Here is a 19,247-nt window from a genome sequence, read left to right on the forward strand (position 1 = left end):
TATTCGGTGCAGCCAAGTTTGGGTGATCGCTGAGGTATTGTTGTATATCCGTGTCAGAAGTCCCTGACCTGCAAAAACAGGCGATTCCCGGCAGTTTTTGACCCTGCCGGGTTACCGACCGGAGAGACCACGTGGCAACGCCCGCTGCGATCGGTGCAGTCTCGCATGCCCAGCGGTGCCCAGGTTATTTATGCGAGCGGCACGGATCACCGCCTCATCGAGCGGAAGCAAGCCGTCAGGCGGTGGGTCGCTCTCGCCGAACGGGTTCGGCTGATCGTCGTAGCCGTCGATTCCTGGCCCGGTGGCTTCGTCTGGCTGCCAATCGTCATCCTCTGGTGTCAGCGGGTGGGCGTCGCTCTGTTGATCGCTCTCAGAGACGATCTCGACGTCGACCGGCTCGTCAGTGTTGGCAGCCGCCAGGGCGGGTGGGGTTTTATCGGAATCGTCTGCGATGCCGTGGGCGCGACGCCACTCGGCGCGGCTGCCGCCTTGCAACTTTGGCATGTTGTCCAAAAGCTGTTCGTACGGCTTGGCGCTGAGTTCGATTTCGGTCTTGGCTCCCAAACCACCCCGGTCGAGCGCATCCCGAATTGCCGCCAGCTTCACTGAGTCGGAAACATTGTCGTCGGTCGCCATGCGAAGCAATTCCTTCGCCATCCGGTCAGCAGCGTTGGCGAGCCTCACACGTGCTGCATTGCGAACAGCGGGTGCGCGTGCTCCGTGATGACCGCACACCACCGCGCCGGGATCATGCGGGGGCTGATCGTCGTAGCCGTCGATTCCTGGCCCGGTGGCTTCGTCTGGCTGCCAATCGTCATCCTCTGGTGTCAGCGGGTGGGCGTCGCTCTGTTGATCGCTCTCAGAGACGATCTCGACGTCGACCGGCTCGTCAGTGTTGGCAGCCGCCAGGGCGGGTGGGGTTTTATCGGAATCGTCTGCGATGCCGTGGGCGCGACGCCACTCGGCGCGGCTGCCGCCTTGCAACTTTGGCATGTTGTCCAAAAGCTGTTCGTACGGCTTGGCGCTGAGTTCGATTTCGGTCTTGGCTCCCAAACCACCCCGGTCGAGCGCATCCCGAATTGCCGCCAGCTTCACTGAGTCGGAAACATTGTCGTCGGTCGCCATGCGAAGCAATTCCTTCGCCATCCGGTCAGCAGCGTTGGCGAGCCTCACACGTGCTGCATTGCGAACAGCGGGTGCGCGTGCTCCGTGATGACCGCACACCACCGCGCCGGGATCATGCGGGCGCCTGCAACGGTCGCCATTCTTTCGGTGCGCCTTACAGCGCCCGACGTTGTTACGGGCCTCCCACCAGCCAAACGAGTACTTGACCGGCCGTGTTGAAGGGTTCGGATGCTCATAGGTCGCGTCGGTCTCATTCATCGCTGTTCCATCTCGGTTCATACACTCACTGTTGGGGGTTGATGCCTATGCGCGCGTGCGCGCATACCTCACATATCTACGGTCTCTAGTAGGTTCTAGTGATCTCTAGTAGTTCCTAGAGCGAGAGCCAGAAGACACTAGAGACCACTAGTTGTCAGAGGCAGTAGCCATTGGTTTGTAGACTGGTCACACCCCTTTTCGGCGGTAGAGCGCCCGCAGCCTTGCGGACTGCGATTCAGTGGGCATTTTGTTTCGATCCTCCTGTTGTGTTTGTCGGGATGACGGTGGGTGGAAGCCTCCACGTCCAGTGGTCGATTTTTCCGTTCGAGCCGTATACAGAGTCTTTGACGATTCCGAGCTTCTTCGCGGCCGATTTCGCGGTTGCTTTCGAGCATCCCGCTATACGCATCGTTTCGGCGACGGCCTCGGTCATTTTCATCGGCCCACCGGCAAGCACTTGTTGTAAAGCCGATTCGGCGTCATCGCGCATGGGCGCGTTCTTGCGTGCATCACTGACCTTGGCGCCATCGGCGCCGATGAGCTGATCGGCGGTCAACTCCGTTGTACCGCACCACTTCACCACTGACACCCGTAGTTCCTCATCTTCGGGTGTGGGCAGGCTCGGAAGCTCCGGCGCGTCGTCGAGCCGGTATGTGATCGTTTCCGGCGGTTTGGATAGATTGCCAATGGCCCGTGCGATGGCGAACGTCGCACCGTCGGCAGTCGGCTCCATCAATTTTCCCGCTGACAGCACCGAACGAACCAACGCGCTGTAAGCCACCGATCCCCCGCCGCGATGCTTGGCGCTCATCCCAGCGGCCTTGTTGAAGTGACGGATCAACACGATTGCCGAATCGGTTTCGCGAGCCAGATCGACTAGACACATCAGAATGCGCCGGATCGATGAATCGATGCCGTGCTTGGTGTTTTGAATCGCCCTGGATTTGCTGGAGGCTCGAGCTATTGGATTCCGACCAGGGCTTGGTCGGTCCGTGATGCATCGTAGAACGCGGCTTCGAACTCCGTCGGAGGTAGGTCGTCGAGGTAGCTGTGGAGTCGGCTCGTGTTGTGCCAGTACACCCAGCTGAGGGTGGCAAGCTCGACATCCTCGACGGTCTTCCACGGCCCGGTGCGGGCCGGTCCGTAGATCAACTCGGCCTTGTAGTAGCCGTTCACCGTCTCCGCGAGGGCGTTATCGAAGCTATCGCCAACGGTTCCGATTGAGGGCACCGCGCCGATCTCTGCCAGACGCTCTCCATAGCGAATGGACGTGAACTGAGACCCGGCATCGGAGTGACATACCAAGTGTGGCAGCGTGTTTCCGCGTGACCACCGCGCCATTTCGATTGCATCGAGCACCGTCGAAGTGCGCATATGCGAGGCTACTCGCCAGCCCACGATCATCCGTGAGTAGGCATCGACGATGAAGCACACATACGCGACCCCGGCCCAGGTCGGCACGAACGTCAGATCGGTCACCCAGAGCTGATTCGGGGCGATCGCGGTGAACTTGCGCTTGACCAGATCCGGATGCCGGGCCGCCGTCGGATCAGGTTTGGTGGTGCGGATACGTTTGCCGCGCCGGACTCCTTCGATGCCTGCGGCCCGCATCAGCCGGGCCACCTGATCGCGGCCGACGTCGTGACCAGCACGCCGGGCGGTTTTCCAGAGTTTGTGGGCGCCGTAGACGCAGTAGTTGTCCTTCCAGAGTTGATGCAGCGCCGGCCCCAGGACCGCATCGCGCTGCGCTCGCGCCGACAGGGGGCGGGTTTTGACGTCGTAATAGGTGCTCGGGGCCACCTGCAGACCTGCGCTACGCAGGACGGTGCAGATGGGCTCGACCCCGAACTCGCCCCGTTGGGCGTCGATGAAATCGACTATTTCTTGTGTTGGCGGTCGAGCTCCGCCCCGAAGAAACTCGCCGCTCGTTTCAGGATCTCGTTGGCACGCTTGAGTTCTCGAATCTCCTGCTCGAGATCCTTGACCCGCTGAGACTCGGAGGTAGATACCCCAGGTGCATGTCCGTCGTCGATGTCGGCCTGACGCACCCAAGATCGCACCGACTCGATGCCGTACCCGAGCTGGCGAGCGACCCGCGCCACCGTGCCCTGCTCGGTCCCCAACTCTTCTCGCAGCGTGCGGACCATCCGCACCGCGGCAGCCTTCTCCTCAGCACTGTAACGGCGTGTCGTGGGCTTCCCAGGCGACTGTTCTTTCGGTATACCTGCATCCTCGTTTCCAAGGTCAGGAGCCTCCAGCATTTCCAGGGCGATTCATTTTCCGGCAGGCATGCGGTTATCGGATCAATAATGACAAGACGCGCCTCAACTTCAACGATGGCCCGGCGCAACCAATCGATGTCGTCTGGGATCGTGAAGGGTTTCGGATTGCCGTCGTCATCGATAGGTCGATTCAACGCGTGAACCCGCCTCAGATCGGCGCCGGCTGCGATCAGTCGCGGCACTACCGTGTCGTCGTTTGCGTCTTCCACACCGACTAGCACAACGCCTGCCGGATCGTGCTGAGAAACAAGCGATTTACCATCGAACACCGTTACTGGCCAACGGGAGCCATTCGACACAATCGACGCCCACGCCAGCGTCACCGTCGACTTACCCACATCGGAATCACCTTCGAGAATCGACACTTTGCCCAGCGGCAGCCATGCTTTCCACAGCCACCGCAGCGGCGCCGGAGTCACATTGGCCAAACACACCGTGGCCGATGTCGCAGTCTCGTCGCCACGTTTCACCGGCTTCCCGTTCGAATCGTCCGACGCCTTTTGCCCGGTTTCCACGACGAACTCCAACCCGTCGAACACGCCAACATAATCGCGGTGATCGGTGCCGAAGTCGCGGTTTCCCCGGTTGCGCAGCTCATCTGAGTCGCAAGCTTGCGCCTGCGCGACAGCGGTGCGAACCATCGCCGGAAATTCGCCCGCTGGTGGGGTGCGATCGTTTTCACCGAAGCTTTGTGACCAATCGTCGTAGAGGTCATCGAATACCGTCGCAGCGATGAAACCGGCTTCGACTTCGCGCGCCGCCCAGAAAAGAACTTTCATCATGGCGTCGTGGTGACGTTCGCCGTGTGCAACGCATTTGGCGTAGGAGTCGCGCAGTGATCTTCGCCGCCAAGGCTGCGGTTCGCCGCGGTGCGCGGCCCAATACGCTTCAGCGTCGGCGTTGGATTGCAGCGCGACCCGCTCACTGCGACCGGCCTTGGCGGTCAGGTAGGCATAAGCCTCATCGGGCAGCTCTGGCACGACGCCCGTTGTGATCCAGCGGTATTCGCCGCCTTCATCGGCTTTGGCATGCGGTGAGGGTTGGGTGATGATGACCGTGTTGCCGGACCGGATTTCACCGACTCGGGTGCCGTCTGCCGTGCGCAGCGCGCCGCTGGTGAACGTGTCGGAACTGGCGAACACGTAGTGCCCGCGCGCACCGCGACCGCCGCGCGTCGACTGAAATACTCCCGTCTTGAGCCATGTCAGCTCTTCGGCGATCACGTCCGCGTCGTGGTCGAAAACCACTAGGCCGCTTCGCCCGGTATGGATTGCGATTCCCGAATCGGGGTTGGCCGCACACCACGCGGTGATTGTCTGGGGGTCGCATGTCGATTTGGCGGGCCAACCCTTCCCGGCGTGGCTGCCGGGGTGCTTGCCCGATTTGACCAACAACAAGTAGATACCCTCAGCGGCGAACGCCAGTGCCGCATCGACCAGCGACAGACCGCCAACGTCGGGGATGGTCGGCAAGTGTCGACCGCTTTTGTCGTTGGCGGCGAGTAGAGTCATTGCTAGCTTGCTTTCGTCTGTGGCGGGCTACGCCCCGGTGATTCGACCCTTCGTCACCGGGGCTTCGCCGTTTGGTTCGATTTAGGCTTGTTCTTCGACGTCGGTCTCGTAGATCGTTTCCTCAGGCGGTTCGGGCACCGTTTCGTCGACCCACTGTTGCCAGCATTCGCGGCACACGTGAGCGATGACGATGAGGTCGCCGTGCGCAAATGGGAAGACGTTGAAGATCGTTGGCTTGTTTGTGCGCGTGCAGCATCCGTAGGCGAAATCGCAGTGCTTGTCGGCCTCAACGACGTCGATCACGTCTTGCAGCGTTTGCGCACCGCGCAGCGGCCATCGGTGTCCTGGGCGTGACGTTGAAATCACCACAGCCGCATCGAGTTCGATGCCAGGGACAAGTAGCTCGCCGTAACGGCTGTGAGCGTCGTGGGTCTGCGGCAGATTGTCGGTCTCGAATCCACGACACCGATCAGGCGCAGCGAAGCGGCGTTCGTATTCCTCAACGTCTCGCGGTAGCAACTCACCAACGTCGATACGCTCGCGATCAGGCGCGCTACCGAAATACCAATCGTGGCTCGCAACGGCTTTCGCTACGATTGGCTCCCATGGTTCGCCTTCGGGTGCGTCCAAAGACTCGGCAGCCGACCAGGATGCCAGAATTTGTGAGACCGCTCGCTCGGTTTCGGGCGGCAGTTTCGTATCAACTGGTGAATTCAGCAGGCGCTCAAGTGATTCTGCTGCCTCCCACACCTGCCGAGTGGTTCTCGGTTTGCCGCCAATGGGCAGCGAATTGCCCTCGGAGTCGGCTGCACGCGGCGCGTTAGTCAGGCGCTCCGCGATTTCTTCGAGCGTGGGGCGCTTGCGGTTGCGCATCGCCGCGTTGCGTTCGCGGTCTGCTGCCGTCTCGGCAAGGTATTGCTCCCAAGTCATTCTGCGTGCGGTCACGGCGCTTCACTCCCAAACAGGTGAACCGGATGGTCGATGATCGTGTGTGCGATCCGAGCTTTGAATTCGTCACTCATGCCGGGTAAGTCGCGAATCGCACCGCAAACCCTCTCGATTCGTTCGGCGTCTTCGCGTGTTATCGCCGCAAGCTCACGACGAGCGCGCGACTGTCTCGCTCGCGCCTGCGAGTCGGTGACACCGCGAATCGTTGTCATGCGCTGGCCGTGCGGTTGTCGATTCTCCGCACGAGCCTGTCAACGTCGTTCGGATCGAACTTGAGCAATCGCAACCCGACCTGGTGCGCGGGGATCAATCCGAGCGCAACATACTTGCGCAAAGTGTTCGGAGAGATTTTCAAACGATTCGCCGCCTGCTTCGTGGAAATCAATTCAGAAGCAGAATCAACACGCTCAGGCCGGGTAGTTGACCCAACCTGACTCCGTTGGGAATCGCTGCGCGGCAACGTGGGCGATGTGCGAGACATGCGGAGCACCTTTCATCAGTTGATTGAACACTGCTGATGGAGTCCGACCAGACCCCGAGGTGCTTAGAAACCTCCGCTGTTGGTTTCCAGAATAGCACAATAACGGCCCTACGCTATGTGCGCGACTTGGCCGACATTGGCCCGACATCCCGTCTACACCAACGTGATTCGTGCGTAACGGAGCGTAGAATCGAGCGCAAGGCAGCACCGAATTGAGGCAGAACGATGACGGCACCGAACGGCCAATATGGCATCGTCACAACTGGCGAGATCGCGCCTGTTCTTTCCACGCTGCGCGACGGCACCGACCTCATGGCCGTCTGGACCGAATTCTCTGAGGTCCTTGATATTTGGAACAAGGACCGCAAGAAGCTCACGGACCTGTTGGCGTTCCGCACCACTAACGCTGGCGAAGCCGTGCCGCAGAACATCACCCCGGCGCTGTTCGAACAAGCCACAGAGATCGGCGTCCCGCAAGCTGCTGGTGCGCCTGGTGATTCGTTGATGCTCGGGTACCAGTTCACCGATTACGATATTTCAACGCGGTTGACGCGTTTGTTCCTTCGCGGTGCCGACGTGCGTCAGGTACGCGCGATCATGGATAACATTTTGACCGGCGACACCACGCTTTGCACCGGCGAAATCCTCAAAGCGGTCTTCGGCAAGACTCGCCGAAAGAATCCCGAAGGGTTCACCGTCTATGACCTCTACGACGGTGTTGCGCCGGGTCCCCCGCCGTATCTGGGTCGTCAGTTCCCGACAGAAGAAACTCACTACGTCACTTCGGGAACCGAGCAGGTCGATGCAGGCGACGCCGAGCAGCTGATTCGATTGGTGACGCGCAAAGGTTTCAGTAAGGAGACCGGCGCGACGTTGCTTCTGCTGTGCAACCCCGACGAAGCAGAACACGTAATGAGCTGGCGAGCCAATCAGCCCAGCCGCCCGCCCGAAGGCGCGGAAACTCTCGATGATGTTCCGAAGGCCAAGTGGGATTTCATTCCGAGCGAGTCGCAGCCGCCTTACCTGAGTGGTGACGGCGGCGAGTTGATCGGTGAGCCGGTCGCCGGATCGATCTACGACATCCCCGTACTCGGTTCTTACGGCGAAGCTCTGGTGATTCAATCCGATTATGTGCCAAGCGGTTACATCGCCGTCGTAGCGACGTACGGGCCGAATTCTGACCGCAATGTCGTGGGATTCCGTGAGTGGCCCGACGGTTCGCAACAGGGTTTGCGGCTTATGCCGGGTAACTGGCAGGGCGTGCCCCTGGTTGAAAGCTTCGCCACGCGCGGATTCGGAACCGGCGTGCGTCGTCGTGGCGCTGCTGCGGTGTGTCAGGTCACCACGAACGCCAACTACACCGCCCCCACGTTCGTGACGCACCGATGACCGCGCTACCGCCATGGGTTGAATCAGCGATGGCTGACGCCGAGCGCGATCCCAGGCCCGTCGTGCCTGATGCGCTGGCGGTCGGCCTTGACGCGGCGATGCGCGGCGAGCCTCGGCGGGTTGGTCCCGGCGAGTTGAGCGGTGACGCAGGCCAGCCGCGCCACTACAACCCCATCACGACCGGCGAGGCTCGCGTCAAAGTCAACCGGGGGACCGTGGGCAGGCCAGACGGGCCGTCGATCAAGTTGGCCGACTGAGAGGCAACTATGGCTACGAAAAACCAGAAGGCCGCAAGAGCGAAATTCGCCCGTCAGGCGAGGGCGAAAGGATCGAGCAAGGTCGGTAAGGCCGCAGCGAGCCGCACGCGGCGCAAGCGGAAGCACTGAGCGCATGGCGAAACGACGCACTTACAAGCGTGACCGAAAAGGGCGGTTCGCTCCCACCGGCAGCTCGCGCGCCAAGCGCGTCGGGAAGAAGATCAACCGCCGTCGTCCTCGCTACGTGCGCGGGTCGGTGGGGACCACAGTGAAGCTCGGTCGCGTTGGTCCAGGCCGCGAGTATTACGGATTCTCGGCGGGTGCGAAGTTGCGCACACGCAAGCGCCGCGCTGAGTATTACGTCGGCATGACGGCGGGCAGACGCATCGCTAGCGCTTACTAGGTTCATCGCTGGCAACCTCGTCGTAGTGTTCGGCACATGGCGGATGTGCAGTTCAAGCAACCAAAGCTGACTAACCAACAAGTGGGCTATGCGGGTGAAAATTTCGTCGCAGCCGAGATACATCGGCGCGGCGGCTACGCGGTGACGTTCTCGGGGAACATGAAGGGCATCGACTTGCTTGCCAGCGACGTCAACCACGAGCGGGTTATCAGCATTCAGGTGAAAACGAAAACGGCCGGCACGTGGCAGACCAGTACCAAGCACGGTAAAAAGCAGACGGAACCGAGCGACGTGACTCGATTCTGGATCTTCGTTGATCTGCGTAAGGCCGACCCCGAGTATTACGTCGTTCCCGGCTGGTGGATGGAAAACGACATCTTCACGAACCACCAGAAGTATCTGGACCTGCACGGAGGGCACCGAGCGAAGACCGACAGCAGCACACACCACGCGATCCCGGTGAAGCGCATATCCCAGTGGAAAGACGACTGGGACGGGTTGGGCATACTGCCGCAGTAGCCGCCAAGGGCGGTGGTGTGTCGTCGCGGGAACGTGTCGGCGCAAATGCCTACGATCGCCGCATGGGCAAACTGAGCGCGTTTGCAACGCAATGGTGGCCGTTTGCAATCCTGCTCCTGCTGAGCTCTGTTGCCGTGTTGGACATGTCCGGCAAGCTCGGAGCGGTCTACCGCTGGATGGTGCGCTACATGCCGCCCGAAGTCTGGTCAGCGCTGGCCGCATGGGTTGCCGTCGCAGTCGGAATCGTGACCGTTGTCGTCGCCGGTCGCTACGCAAAGCAACAAGTTGACAAAGCGCAGGAGCAGGTCCGTGAGGCGCGAGAAGCGCGGTTGGATCAAGAGCGTCACGCGCGAGAGGCAATCGAAACTCAGGTCAGGATCGCCGAAGAACAAGCACAACCAAACGTCGTCCTGTACACCGAACTCAATCCGTCGGCAAAACAGTTCGTCGAGATCGTCGTTAAGAACTTCGGAACTACCCCGGCCTACCATGTCAAAGCGGCATTTGACCCACCGCTGAAGGCGACACCAAATCTGCTTTCGAAAGGCAAGCTGGCCGACGTTCCAATACCAGAGTTCCCGATACTTGCACCGGGCCAAGAATGGCGGACCGGTTGGGATCACTCGGTCTCTCGGAAGCAACATCAGAAAGAATGGGCACCCGTTGCCGGAAAAAAAGAACCCGAGCTGACTGACGAGCAGAAACTTATGATTCAGGCGTACATGAGCTACACCGGCGAAGCCTATTCGTACGAGCAGGCCATCGCAGACATGACGCTGCCACCTAGGCACACCGCAGTGGTGACTTACGAAGACAGTCATGGAAAACACTTTGAGACAAAGGCAGTCCTTGACTCCGAATTATTCAAGGGCACGACATGGGTTGACATCAAAACGGTGCACGATCTCGCCAAGACCCTAGAGCAGCAATTAAAAGAACAGAACAGGGGTCTCGGAGCTATCCACCGCCGTTTGGCCGAATTCGGCACCGAGCATGACGGTATCTGGATATACACCAGCAGCGACGACGAGGAACGCCAATATAGGCGCTCGATATCTAATGCGGAGGCGCAGGAATCTCGCGAATCGCACGATCACCTTGAATGGGCGATGTCGGGCCGAAAAGGCGACGACCCATGGAGGCGGCCGAACCCCAACGACGCGTCGCAAATTCCAATCGAGACAGTCAATATCGGTGACTGGTTCATTCCTGGCGATGACGAATCATTCCAAGTCGGCCAGGCTTGGCGGGTCGCTTTCATCAAAAAGCATGAATTCGAAGACTTCGGCGCTGTGTTTGAGCTATTCAGATCGGATGGCGATTCCATCCGAGAGCGCGAAGGTACGCAGATTTGGTGTATTAGGAGACCATCGTGACGGACGAAGATCCCAAATTCCAACATCCAAAATGTTATGCTAATCTGCACGGCGGGTGTTCTACAAAAATCTCCGGTGAGCATTACATCTCGCATTCGTTGATCAAGCTCTACACGTTCAATGATTCGTCTGTGAGGGTCAAACACGACCACGGCTTCGGCGTTCGCCACGAAGTGCAGCCGAAGTACTTCGTCGTAAATGCGTTGTGCCGCAACCACAACACCTTGTTGGGCAAGGCCGACAAGGCCGCGTTTGAGTTCGCGTCTTTCGTGCGAGGCATTGCACTCAACTTTCTAGGCGGCGCTGGCGCATGGGGCGAACGCGAAGTAATCACGGTCTCGGGCGACGATCTAGAACGGTGGGCACTCAAACTACTATTGAATCATGCTGCGGGTAAAGCATTTTCGGCCAATCAAGGGCAAGTCAGCAGTCCGATCCCGCCGCAAGCGGTTGACTTCCTGCTCGGTCGCACGCAGTGGCCGTTCGGTATGGGTTTGTGCGTGGCGGGCGACCCGGACAACACAGATCTTGGCTATGATCCATTTACGAAAATAGAACACTCTACGACTAATTTCTGGGGCGTCCGGCCACTTCTATGGCACGAAGACCAGACACTCGGCGGCGGTTTGGTCGAATTGAACGGTGTCGGGTTTGGTCTCACTTTGTTTCCTATCAATCGGGGTTACACCGAAGTGAATGGCGTAAAGAACCCGTTCCGTGGCTCGTTGGAACGGCCCGATTACATGGAATGGAATTTAAACGGCGTCGGAAAGCGGGTTAACTTCACCTGGTCGAACCCGACCGAGCACAAGTACATCGTCTACACGATGACGATGCGCCCAAAGCCCTGACGGTTGCGGCGTGGCCGCCTATGCCCACGACTTACTTAATGGCCCCAGGGAGTTCGGCGCAGGATTTCGACCAGTTGGTCGGATATATCGACTGCTTTCTCGAGATCGCTGGCGGATATTGGGCGCGAATGCGCGACGGTATTTCGGGCCGCCTGCACGATCTGTAATTCTTGCTCAAAGACGGTTCTAAATCGCCCAAGTTCTGTGGCGGGAAGAATCGTGTCGAACCTTTTGATTTTCTCCCAGTTCTCCAGAAGTTTGACAACCATCGTCGGGTCAGAACTGGATACTGGTGCCGGGGGCTCAGCGAAGGTCGGCGTGGATTCGCGACCGTGCACGAACGCGTCGACCTTCGTCCGCATGTTCTCGTCCGCTTTGTCGATAGTCTCGCCTGAAATGATGTACATATTGCCGATTCCCTGTGCGCTGGCGTGCGCAAGGTTCTGGCTGAGGAGGTCGAGGCGCTGGGTCTGCGCTTGCAATTGAAGTTCTAGCCGTTCCGCCTTCTGCTCGGACGCAGCCGCCTTTGTCTCCGACGCGTCGGCCTTCTTTTCGGCAGCCTCCAAGCGACGTTTGAGTGATACGCCGAAGACGCCAACTTCGCTCATGTCGGGTACCAGCAACAGAATGACAAGCAATGCGACCGCAACCGTGCCTGCGTCTGTGATCGTGGGACCGGCGCAAGTTTTGGTGACAGTCGCCTCGCCCTTTTCAGTGACAGTTTCGACGTTGCACACCGTGAACCTGCTCGCCAGCAGACAGAAGACGCAAAAGGTCAAAATCGCGAACGCGAGCGCCAAACGCGGAATGCGGTACGAGTTGGCTTTGCAATCGATGGCCAAGTCGCTTCCTCCCGTCGCGTTGGCCTACGCCGTTCGCGATACTAGCGGCACGGACTGCGCATCGATAGCTAACAGATATCAACTACCAGCGAAGACGATGATGGTTGGATCATCGTTGAGCCCTGCCGGGCAGGTGAGTCGAATCGGCCTATACTAGCTGGTGAGAGCGGGTTTTCGGCTTGGTGCCCCCGGCAGGATTCGAACCTGCGGCCTTCTGCTCCGGAGGCAGACGCTCTATCCCCTGAGCTACGGGGGCGCAGTGTCTGGAACACGCCAGAACAAGCTGAGCCATTGGGCTTGCACAGACTAACGCATCATCGGGGCAGCGCCAGCATCGGAACGGATTCGGGGCCTCACCACCGGAGACCATAGGATGGACCCCCGTGACCCCCGCCGATCTGGCCGAGCTACTGAAGAGCACCGCTGCTGCGGTGCTGGCCGCCCACGACCTCGATTCCGCTGCGCTGCCCGCCACGGTGACCGTCGAGCGGCCGCGCAACCCGGAACACGGGGATTACGCCACCAACGTGGCCCTGCAACTGGGCAAGAAGGTCGGCGTCAATCCGCGTGAATTGGCCGGCTGGCTGGTCGAGGCCCTGACCTCCGCCGCCGGCATCGCCTCGGCCGAGGTCGCCGGGCCCGGGTTCGTCAATCTGCGCATCGAGGCCTCGGCCCAGGGCGTGATCCTCAACAACGTCCTCGAGGCCGGCGCGAAATACGGCCACGCCGACGAGCTCGCCGACCTGAAGGTCAACCTCGAGTTCGTCTCCGCCAACCCGACCGGACCCATCCACATCGGCGGCACCCGCTGGGCCGCGGTCGGCGACGCACTGGGCCGGCTGCTCGCTGCCCAGGGCGCCGAGGTGGTGCGCGAGTACTACTTCAATGACCACGGCGCGCAGATCGACCGCTTCGCCCGGTCGCTGGTGGCCGCCGCGAAGGGCGAGCCCGCGCCCGAGGACGGCTATGCCGGCACCTATATCGCCGACATCGCCGCGCAGGTCATCGCCAAGGCACCCGACGCGCTGAGCCAGCCCGCCGCGGAGCAGCAGGAGACTTTCCGCGCCATCGGTGTGGACCTGATGTTCGCCCACATCAAGAAGTCGCTGCACGACTTCGGCACCGACTTCGACATCTTCACCCACGAGGACTCGATGCACACCTCGGGCCGGGTCGACGAGGCGATCGCCCAGCTGCGCAAGACCGGCAACATCTATGACCACGACGGTGCGACGTGGCTGCGCACCACCGACTTCGGCGACGACAAGGACCGCGTCGTCATCAAGAGTGACGGCGAACCCGCCTACATCGCCGGCGACCTGGCCTACTACCTGGACAAGCGGGCCCGCGGCTTCGACCTGTGCATCTACATGCTCGGCGCCGACCACCACGGCTACATCGCCCGGCTCAAGGCCGCCGCGGCGGCCCTCGGTGACGACCCCGACACCGTCGAGGTGCTCATCGGCCAGATGGTCAACCTGGTCCGCGACGGCCAACCGGTCCGGATGAGCAAGCGCGCCGGCACCGTCATCACCCTCGACGACCTGGTCGAGGCCCTCGGCGTCGACGCCGCGCGCTACGCCCTGACCCGCTCCTCGGTGGACACCCCCATCGACATCGACCTGGAGCTGTGGTCCTCGGCGTCCAGCGAAAACCCGGTCTACTACGTGCAGTACGCCCACGCGCGGCTCTCGGCGTTGGCGCGCAATGCCGCCGAGTTGGGGCTCATCGCCGACACCGACCACCTCGAACTGCTCACCCACGACAAAGAGGGTGTGCTCATCCGCAACGTCGGCGAGTTCCCCCGGGTGCTGAAAACCGCTGCGTCCCTGCGGGAGCCGCACCGGGTGTGCCGTTACCTGGAGGACCTCGCCGGGGATTATCACCGGTTCTACGACACCTGCCGGGTGTTGCCGCAGGGCGACGAGGTACCGGGCGATCTGCATCGGGCGCGGCTGGCCCTGTGCCAGGCCACCCGCCAGGTGATCGCCAACGGACTGCAGATCCTCGGCGTGACCGCACCGGAGCGGATGTGAACGCGCACCCCGCCGGCCCCCGGCACGCCGAAGAGGTCCACCACGCCGGTGCGCCCCCCAAGCCGCAGAGCCCCCAGGAGGTGCTGCTGCTGGCTCCTAACGTCTGGCCGCGCAACCTGGTTCGCGGCGAGGGTGGCGAGGTGTCCATCGCCGGAGTGTCGGTGTCGGAACTCGCCCGCAAGTACGGCACCCCGCTGTTCATCATCGACGAGGACGATTTCCGCTCACGCTGCCGCGAGATCGCCGAGGCATTCGGTGGCGGCGCGCATGTGCACTATGCGTCGAAGGCCTTCCTGTGCAGCGAGATCGCGCGCTGGGTGGCCGAGGAGGGGCTCTCGTTGGATGTGTCGACCGGCGGTGAGCTGGCGGTGGCCCTGCACGCCGAATTCCCACCAAAGCGGATCGCGCTGCACGGCAACAACAAGTCGGTCGCCGAGTTGACCGCGGCCGTCGAGGCCGGCGTCGGGCACGTGGTGCTGGACTCGATGATCGAGATCGACCGCCTTGATGCCATCGCCGCTGCGGCCGGCGTGGTCCAGGACGTCTTCCTGCGGGTCACCGTCGGAGTCGAGGCCCACACCCACGAGTTCATCTCCACCGCGCACGAGGACCAGAAGTTCGGTTTATCGCTGGCCAGCGGCGCCGCCATGACCGGGGTGCGACGGGTGTTCGAGACCGAGAACCTGCGGTTGGTCGGGCTGCACAGCCACATCGGTTCGCAGATCTTCGACGTGGCCGGCTTCGAGGTCGCCGCCCGCCGCGTCCTCGGGCTGCTGCGCGACGTGGTCGCCGAATTCGGTCTGGACAAGACCGCGCAGATATCCACGGTGGACCTCGGTGGGGGACTGGGCATTTCGTACCTCCCGACCGATGATCCGCCGCCGATGCAGGAGCTTGCCGACAAGCTGCTGTCGATCGTCGCCGACGAATCGGCCGCAGTCGGGCTGCCCGCGCCGAAGCTGGTCGTGGAACCCGGCCGCGCCATCGCCGGCCCGGGCACCGTCACCCTCTACGAGGTGGGCACCGTCAAGGACGTCGCGATCAGCGCGACGTCCCAGCGCCGCTACGTCAGCGTGGACGGCGGGATGAGCGACAACATCCGCACATCGCTGTACGGCGCCGAATACGACGCCAGGCTGGTGTCCCGGTTCAGCGACGGCGAACCCGTGCTCGCCCGCATCGTCGGAAAGCATTGCGAGAGCGGCGACATCGTGGTCCGGGACACCTGGGTGTCCGACGATGTCGCCCCGGGTGACCTGATGGCCGTCGCGGCAACCGGTGCGTACTGCTATTCGATGTCGAGCCGGTACAACCTGTTGTGCCGGCCGGCCGTAGTGGCCGTTCGGGACGGCGCCGCACGACTTGTGCTGCGCCGGGAGACGATTGACGACCTGTTGAGTTTGGAAGTGAGGTGAGCGCCATGGCCGAAAGTCAGAAGCCGATCGGGGTCGCGGTACTGGGGCTGGGCAATGTCGGCAGTGAGGTCGTCCGGATTCTCGAGGCCGACGCCAAGGACCTCGCCGCCCGGGTCGGCGCACCGCTGGAGTTGCGCGGCATCGGGGTGCGGCGAGTGGCCGACGACCGTGGCGTGCCGGTCGAACTGCTCACCGACGACATCGACGCCCTGGTGGCGCGCGACGACGTCGACATCGTCGTCGAACTGATGGGTCCGGTGAAGCCCGCCAGCAAGGCGATCCTCGCGGCCCTGGAGAACGGCAAATCGGTGGTGACCGCCAACAAGGCCCTGCTGGCCCAGTCGGCCGGAAAGCTGGCGGAGACCGCCGAAAAGGCGGGCGTCGACCTCTATTTCGAAGCCGCTGTCGCCGGCGCGATCCCGGTGATCCGTCCCCTGACGCAGTCACTGGCGGGCGACACCGTGTTGCGGGTCGCCGGAATCGTCAACGGCACCACCAACTACATCCTGTCGGCGATGAACGACACCGGCGCCGACTACGACAGTGCCCTGGCCGACGCCAGCGCCCTCGGGTACGCCGAGGCCGACCCGACCGCCGACGTCGAGGGCCACGACGCGGCCGCCAAGGCCGCGATCCTCGCCTCGATCGCGTTCCACACCCGGGTGACCGCCGACGACGTCTACTGCGAGGGCATCACCAAGGTCACCGCCGAGGACTTCGAGTCGGCAAAGGCCTTGGGCTGCACCATCAAACTGCTGTCGATCTGCGAGCGGGTCAACGGCGCGGACGGTAACCAGAGTGTTTCGGCGCGGGTCTATCCGGCGTTGGTGCCCTTGGATCATCCGCTGGCAGCGGTGGGCGGGGCGTTCAACGCAGTGGTGGTCGAGGCCGCCGCGGCCGGCCGGTTGATGTTCTACGGGCAGGGCGCCGGCGGTGCTCCGACGGCCTCGGCGGTCCTGGGCGACCTGGTGATGGCCGCCCGCAACCGCGTGCACGGCGGCCGTGGTCCACGCGAGTCCAAGTACGCCAAGCTGCCCATCGCTCCAATCGGTGTCATCCCGACCCGGTACTACGTGAGCCTCTATGTCAGCGACAAGCCCGGTGTGCTGTCCTCGGTCGCGGCGGAATTCGCCAAGCGCGAGGTCAGCATTGCCGAGGTTCGGCAGGAAGGCGTGGTCAACGAGGGCGGCGAGCGGGTGGGGGCCCGGATCGCGGTGCTCACCCACCGTGCCACCGACGCCGCGCTCAGTGAGACCATTACTGCGCTCGAAAGTCATGACGCCGTGTCCAGTGTGGCCAGCGTGCTGCGTATGGAAGGAGCCGGCGAATGAAGGCAGCGAGTCGACGATGCCGAGCGAGGCACGAGCCGGGCGAAGGAGCGAGCGAATGAATAACGCCGCCAAGACTCCGGTGCATCAGGTCTGGCCTGGCCTCATCGAGGCCTACCGCGACCGGTTGCCGGTGGCCGCGGACTGGACGCCGATCACCCTGCTCGAGGGTGGCACGCCGCTGATCCACGCCAAGCGGTTGAGCGAGTACACCGGTTGCACCGTGCACCTCAAGGTGGAGGGGCTCAATCCGACGGGCTCGTTCAAGGACCGCGGTATGACGATGGCGGTCACCGACGCGGTGGCCCGCGGTCAGCAGGCGGTGCTGTGCGCCTCGACCGGCAACACCTCGGCCTCGGCGGCGGCCTACGCCGCCCGCGGCGGCATCACCTGCGCGGTGTTGATCCCGCAGGGCAAGATCGCGATGGGCAAGCTCGCGCAGGCCGTCATGCACGGCGCGAAGATCATCCAGATCGACGGGAACTTCGACGACTGTCTGGAACTGGCGCGCAAGCTGACCGCCGATTACCCGACCATTGCACTGGTCAATAGTGTCAATCCGGTCCGGATCGAAGGGCAGAAGACCGCGGCGTTCGAAATCGTCGACGCGCTCGGGTATGCGCCGGATGTGCATTCGCTGCCGGTCGGCAACGCCGGCAACATCACGGCGTATTGGAAGGGCTACCGCGAATACCACCGCGACGGCCTGGTGGAAAAGCTGCCCCGGATGCTCGGAACGCAGGCCGCCGGGGCCGCCCCACTGGTGCACGGTGCGCCCGTGAAGGAGCCCGAGACCATCGCCACCGCGATCCGCATCGGCTCGCCGGCCTCGTGGTCGGCCGCCGTGGACGCCCAGCAGCAGTCCGACGGCCGGTTCATCGCGGCAACCGACGAGGAGATCCTGGCCGCCTATCACCTGGTGGCCCGCACCGAGGGCGTGTTCGTCGAACCCGCCTCGGCGGCCAGCATCGCAGGCCTGCTCCAGTCGGTGGAGGACGGCTGGATTGCCCGCGGTTCCACCGTGGTCTGCACCGTCACCGGTAACGGGCTCAAGGATCCGGACACCGCCTTGAAGGGGATGCCGTCGGTCGAGGCGGTTCCCGTCGATCCCGCGGCAGTGGTCGCGAAGCTGGGCCTGGTTTAACGTGGTGCTCCGATGACTCTCACTCTGCCCGCCGGTCTCGTCTCGAAGGCGACCGTCGCCGCCTCCAGCGCCAACCTCGGTCCCGGGTTCGACAGCCTCGGTCTGGCGTTGAGCATCTACGACGAAATCGCCGTTGAGTCAACGGAATCCGGCCTCGTTGTGGAGGTCGAGGGCGAGGGCGCCGGCCAAGTGCCGACGGGCCCAGAGCATCTCGTGGTGCGGGCGATCGAGCGCGGTTTGGCGGCCGCGGGTGTGCAGGCTGGCGGGCTGATTGTTCGCTGCCGCAACACAATTCCGCATTCCCGCGGCCTGGGATCATCGGCTGCGGCGGTCGTCGGTGGCCTCGCGGCCGCCAATGGGCTGGTCGCGCAGACCGATAGCGCACCGTGTGATGAACAGACCCTCGTCCAGCTGTCCTCGGAATTCGAGGGCCATCCCGACAACGCCGCGGCCGCGGTCCTCGGCGGCGGCGTCGTCTCCTGGACGGAGGCAGGTGCCGCACCGGGGTACTGTGCGGCCGGCCTGCGGTTGCACCCTGCGATCCGGCTCTACGTTGCGATCCCGGAGATTCAATCCTCCACCGCGGAGACCCGCGTGCTGCTTCCCGCCCAGGTCTCCCACGACGACGCCCGGTTCAACCTGAGCCGTGCCGCGCTGCTGGTGGTTGCCCTGACCGAGCGTCCCGACCTGTTGATGGCCGCGACCGAGGACGTGTTGCATCAGCCGCAGCGCGCCGCCGCAATGCCGGCCTCCGCGGAATTTCTGGGGCTGCTGCGCCGTTGTGGATTGGCAGCAGTACTATCCGGTGCTGGACCTGCGGTTCTCGCGTTGACTACCCAGTCGACATTGCCCGCCCAAGCCCGCGAATTCGCCGCTTCGCACGGATTCACCGTCCGGCAGGTGGACGTCGGGGAAGCAGTTCGCTGGACTTCCGGGGTTCCGGCCAGCGCGTGAGCCCCGAGACGCACTGAGGGTGGGTTTGCTTGCTTCCGGTAAAAATGCAGGCTATCCTCGTTGCCGTCCCGGCAATTCGCAGCGTCTTCTGCGCCGACACTAGGACTATCACTCAAATTCTCGTGTCT

General features: G+C 62.6%; 16 protein-coding genes, 1 tRNA gene, 1 pseudogene and 1 other annotated feature. Of the genes and pseudogenes, 10 read left to right on the top strand and 8 right to left on the bottom strand.

Annotated features, from left to right (window positions below):
• Positions 1-111 precede the first annotated feature (111 nt).
• From RCP80_RS06345 to RCP80_RS06370, 6 genes and pseudogenes are all read right to left on the bottom strand, one after another.
• On the bottom strand, positions 112-1,383 hold the full coding sequence (locus tag RCP80_RS06345; protein WP_308481527.1) for a hypothetical protein: 1,272 nt from the start codon (positions 1,381-1,383) through the stop codon (positions 112-114).
• 235 nt (positions 1,384-1,618) lie between these two features.
• Complete coding sequence (locus tag RCP80_RS06350; RefSeq protein ID WP_308481528.1) at positions 1,619-2,194, bottom strand: hypothetical protein; 576 nt, start codon at positions 2,192-2,194, stop codon at positions 1,619-1,621.
• 149 nt (positions 2,195-2,343) lie between these two features.
• Positions 2,344-3,605 (bottom strand): IS3 family transposase gene (locus RCP80_RS06355; protein WP_308481227.1). Its coding sequence is split into 2 segments (ribosomal slippage): positions 2,344-3,302 and positions 3,302-3,605, totalling 1,263 coding nucleotides; the frame shifts between segments, so codons are not numbered across the junction.
• Positions 3,175-3,306: a sequence feature (AL1L pseudoknot), on the bottom strand. Its footprint overlaps the gene before it by 132 nt.
• Positions 3,606-3,667: 62 nt before the next feature.
• Positions 3,668-5,176, bottom strand: a pseudogene (locus RCP80_RS06360) (AAA family ATPase); the annotation flags it as partial.
• 81 nt (positions 5,177-5,257) lie between these two features.
• Complete coding sequence (locus RCP80_RS06365) at positions 5,258-6,121, bottom strand: hypothetical protein (protein ID WP_308481529.1); 864 nt, start codon at positions 6,119-6,121, stop codon at positions 5,258-5,260.
• Between the two features lie 211 nt (positions 6,122-6,332).
• Positions 6,333-6,605 (bottom strand): helix-turn-helix domain-containing protein, encoded by a 273-nt coding sequence (locus RCP80_RS06370; RefSeq protein WP_308481530.1) that lies wholly within the window; start codon positions 6,603-6,605, stop codon positions 6,333-6,335.
• A gap of 225 nt (positions 6,606-6,830) precedes the next feature.
• Here RCP80_RS06370 and RCP80_RS06375 point away from each other — a divergent pair, with 225 nt between their 5' ends.
• The 5 genes from RCP80_RS06375 to RCP80_RS06395 all read left to right on the top strand — a co-directional run bounded on the left by RCP80_RS06375 (position 6,831) and on the right by RCP80_RS06395 (position 11,400).
• On the top strand, positions 6,831-7,994 hold the full coding sequence (locus RCP80_RS06375; RefSeq protein ID WP_308481531.1) for a hypothetical protein: 1,164 nt from the start codon (positions 6,831-6,833) through the stop codon (positions 7,992-7,994).
• A gap of 29 nt (positions 7,995-8,023) precedes the next feature.
• A complete protein-coding gene (locus RCP80_RS06380) occupies positions 8,024-8,251 on the top strand; it encodes a hypothetical protein (protein WP_308481532.1) in 228 nt (75 codons plus the stop codon).
• Between the two features lie 439 nt (positions 8,252-8,690).
• Entirely contained in the window at positions 8,691-9,173 is a 483-nt protein-coding gene (locus RCP80_RS06385) for a hypothetical protein (RefSeq protein WP_308481533.1), read from the top strand.
• Between the two features lie 62 nt (positions 9,174-9,235).
• Positions 9,236-10,549: a DUF8453 domain-containing protein gene (locus tag RCP80_RS06390; protein WP_308481534.1), complete on the top strand. Its 1,314-nt coding sequence runs from the start codon at positions 9,236-9,238 to the stop codon at positions 10,547-10,549.
• A complete protein-coding gene (locus RCP80_RS06395; protein WP_308481535.1) occupies positions 10,546-11,400 on the top strand; it encodes a hypothetical protein in 855 nt (284 codons plus the stop codon). The genes RCP80_RS06390 and RCP80_RS06395 overlap by 4 nt, the downstream gene beginning before the upstream one ends.
• Before the next feature lie 35 nt (positions 11,401-11,435).
• On the opposite strand, the gene RCP80_RS06400 is transcribed toward RCP80_RS06395, so the two are convergent.
• Both RCP80_RS06400 and RCP80_RS06405 read right to left on the bottom strand, forming a co-directional pair.
• Positions 11,436-12,242, bottom strand: coding sequence for a hypothetical protein (locus RCP80_RS06400; protein WP_308481536.1), 807 nt, complete (start codon positions 12,240-12,242; stop codon positions 11,436-11,438).
• Between the two features lie 180 nt (positions 12,243-12,422).
• Positions 12,423-12,498 (bottom strand) — tRNA-Arg (locus RCP80_RS06405).
• Positions 12,499-12,625: 127 nt separating this feature from the next.
• Here RCP80_RS06405 and argS point away from each other — a divergent pair.
• The 5 genes from argS to thrB are packed head-to-tail and all read left to right on the top strand — an operon-like array spanning position 12,626 to position 19,119.
• A complete protein-coding gene (gene argS, locus RCP80_RS06410) occupies positions 12,626-14,278 on the top strand; it encodes an arginine--tRNA ligase (protein WP_308481537.1) in 1,653 nt (550 codons plus the stop codon).
• A complete protein-coding gene (gene lysA / locus RCP80_RS06415) occupies positions 14,275-15,693 on the top strand; it encodes a diaminopimelate decarboxylase (protein WP_308481538.1) in 1,419 nt (472 codons plus the stop codon). The genes argS and lysA overlap by 4 nt, the downstream gene beginning before the upstream one ends.
• Before the next feature lie 5 nt (positions 15,694-15,698).
• Positions 15,699-17,024 (top strand): homoserine dehydrogenase, encoded by a 1,326-nt coding sequence (locus RCP80_RS06420; protein ID WP_308481539.1) that lies wholly within the window; start codon positions 15,699-15,701, stop codon positions 17,022-17,024.
• A gap of 55 nt (positions 17,025-17,079) precedes the next feature.
• A complete protein-coding gene (gene thrC, locus RCP80_RS06425; RefSeq protein WP_308481540.1) occupies positions 17,080-18,165 on the top strand; it encodes a threonine synthase in 1,086 nt (361 codons plus the stop codon).
• 12 nt (positions 18,166-18,177) lie between these two features.
• A complete protein-coding gene (gene thrB / locus RCP80_RS06430) occupies positions 18,178-19,119 on the top strand; it encodes a homoserine kinase (RefSeq protein WP_308481541.1) in 942 nt (313 codons plus the stop codon).
• Positions 19,120-19,247: the final 128 nt, after the last annotated feature.

This window comes from Mycolicibacterium sp. MU0053 (assembly GCF_963378095.1).
Classification (GTDB): domain Bacteria; phylum Actinomycetota; class Actinomycetes; order Mycobacteriales; family Mycobacteriaceae; genus Mycobacterium; species Mycobacterium burgundiense.

Excerpts from the sequence above, each read along its gene's own strand:
- RCP80_RS06390 (WP_308481534.1), top strand. The coding sequence starts at position 9,236 with ATGGGCAAACTGAGCGCGTTTGCAACGCAATGGTGGCCGTTTGCAATC.
- thrC (WP_308481540.1), top strand. The coding sequence starts at position 17,080 with ATGAATAACGCCGCCAAGACTCCGGTGCATCAGGTCTGGCCTGGCCTC.
- RCP80_RS06375 (WP_308481531.1), top strand. The coding sequence starts at position 6,831 with ATGACGGCACCGAACGGCCAATATGGCATCGTCACAACTGGCGAGATC.
- RCP80_RS06350 (WP_308481528.1), bottom strand. The coding sequence starts at position 2,194 with ATGAGCGCCAAGCATCGCGGCGGGGGATCGGTGGCTTACAGCGCGTTG.
- RCP80_RS06345 (WP_308481527.1), bottom strand. The coding sequence starts at position 1,383 with ATGAATGAGACCGACGCGACCTATGAGCATCCGAACCCTTCAACACGG.
- RCP80_RS06370 (WP_308481530.1), bottom strand. The coding sequence starts at position 6,605 with ATGTCTCGCACATCGCCCACGTTGCCGCGCAGCGATTCCCAACGGAGT.
- RCP80_RS06385 (WP_308481533.1), top strand. The coding sequence starts at position 8,691 with ATGGCGGATGTGCAGTTCAAGCAACCAAAGCTGACTAACCAACAAGTG.
- RCP80_RS06380 (WP_308481532.1), top strand. The coding sequence starts at position 8,024 with ATGGCTGACGCCGAGCGCGATCCCAGGCCCGTCGTGCCTGATGCGCTG.
- thrB (WP_308481541.1), top strand. The coding sequence starts at position 18,178 with ATGACTCTCACTCTGCCCGCCGGTCTCGTCTCGAAGGCGACCGTCGCC.
- RCP80_RS06420 (WP_308481539.1), top strand. The coding sequence starts at position 15,699 with ATGGCCGAAAGTCAGAAGCCGATCGGGGTCGCGGTACTGGGGCTGGGC.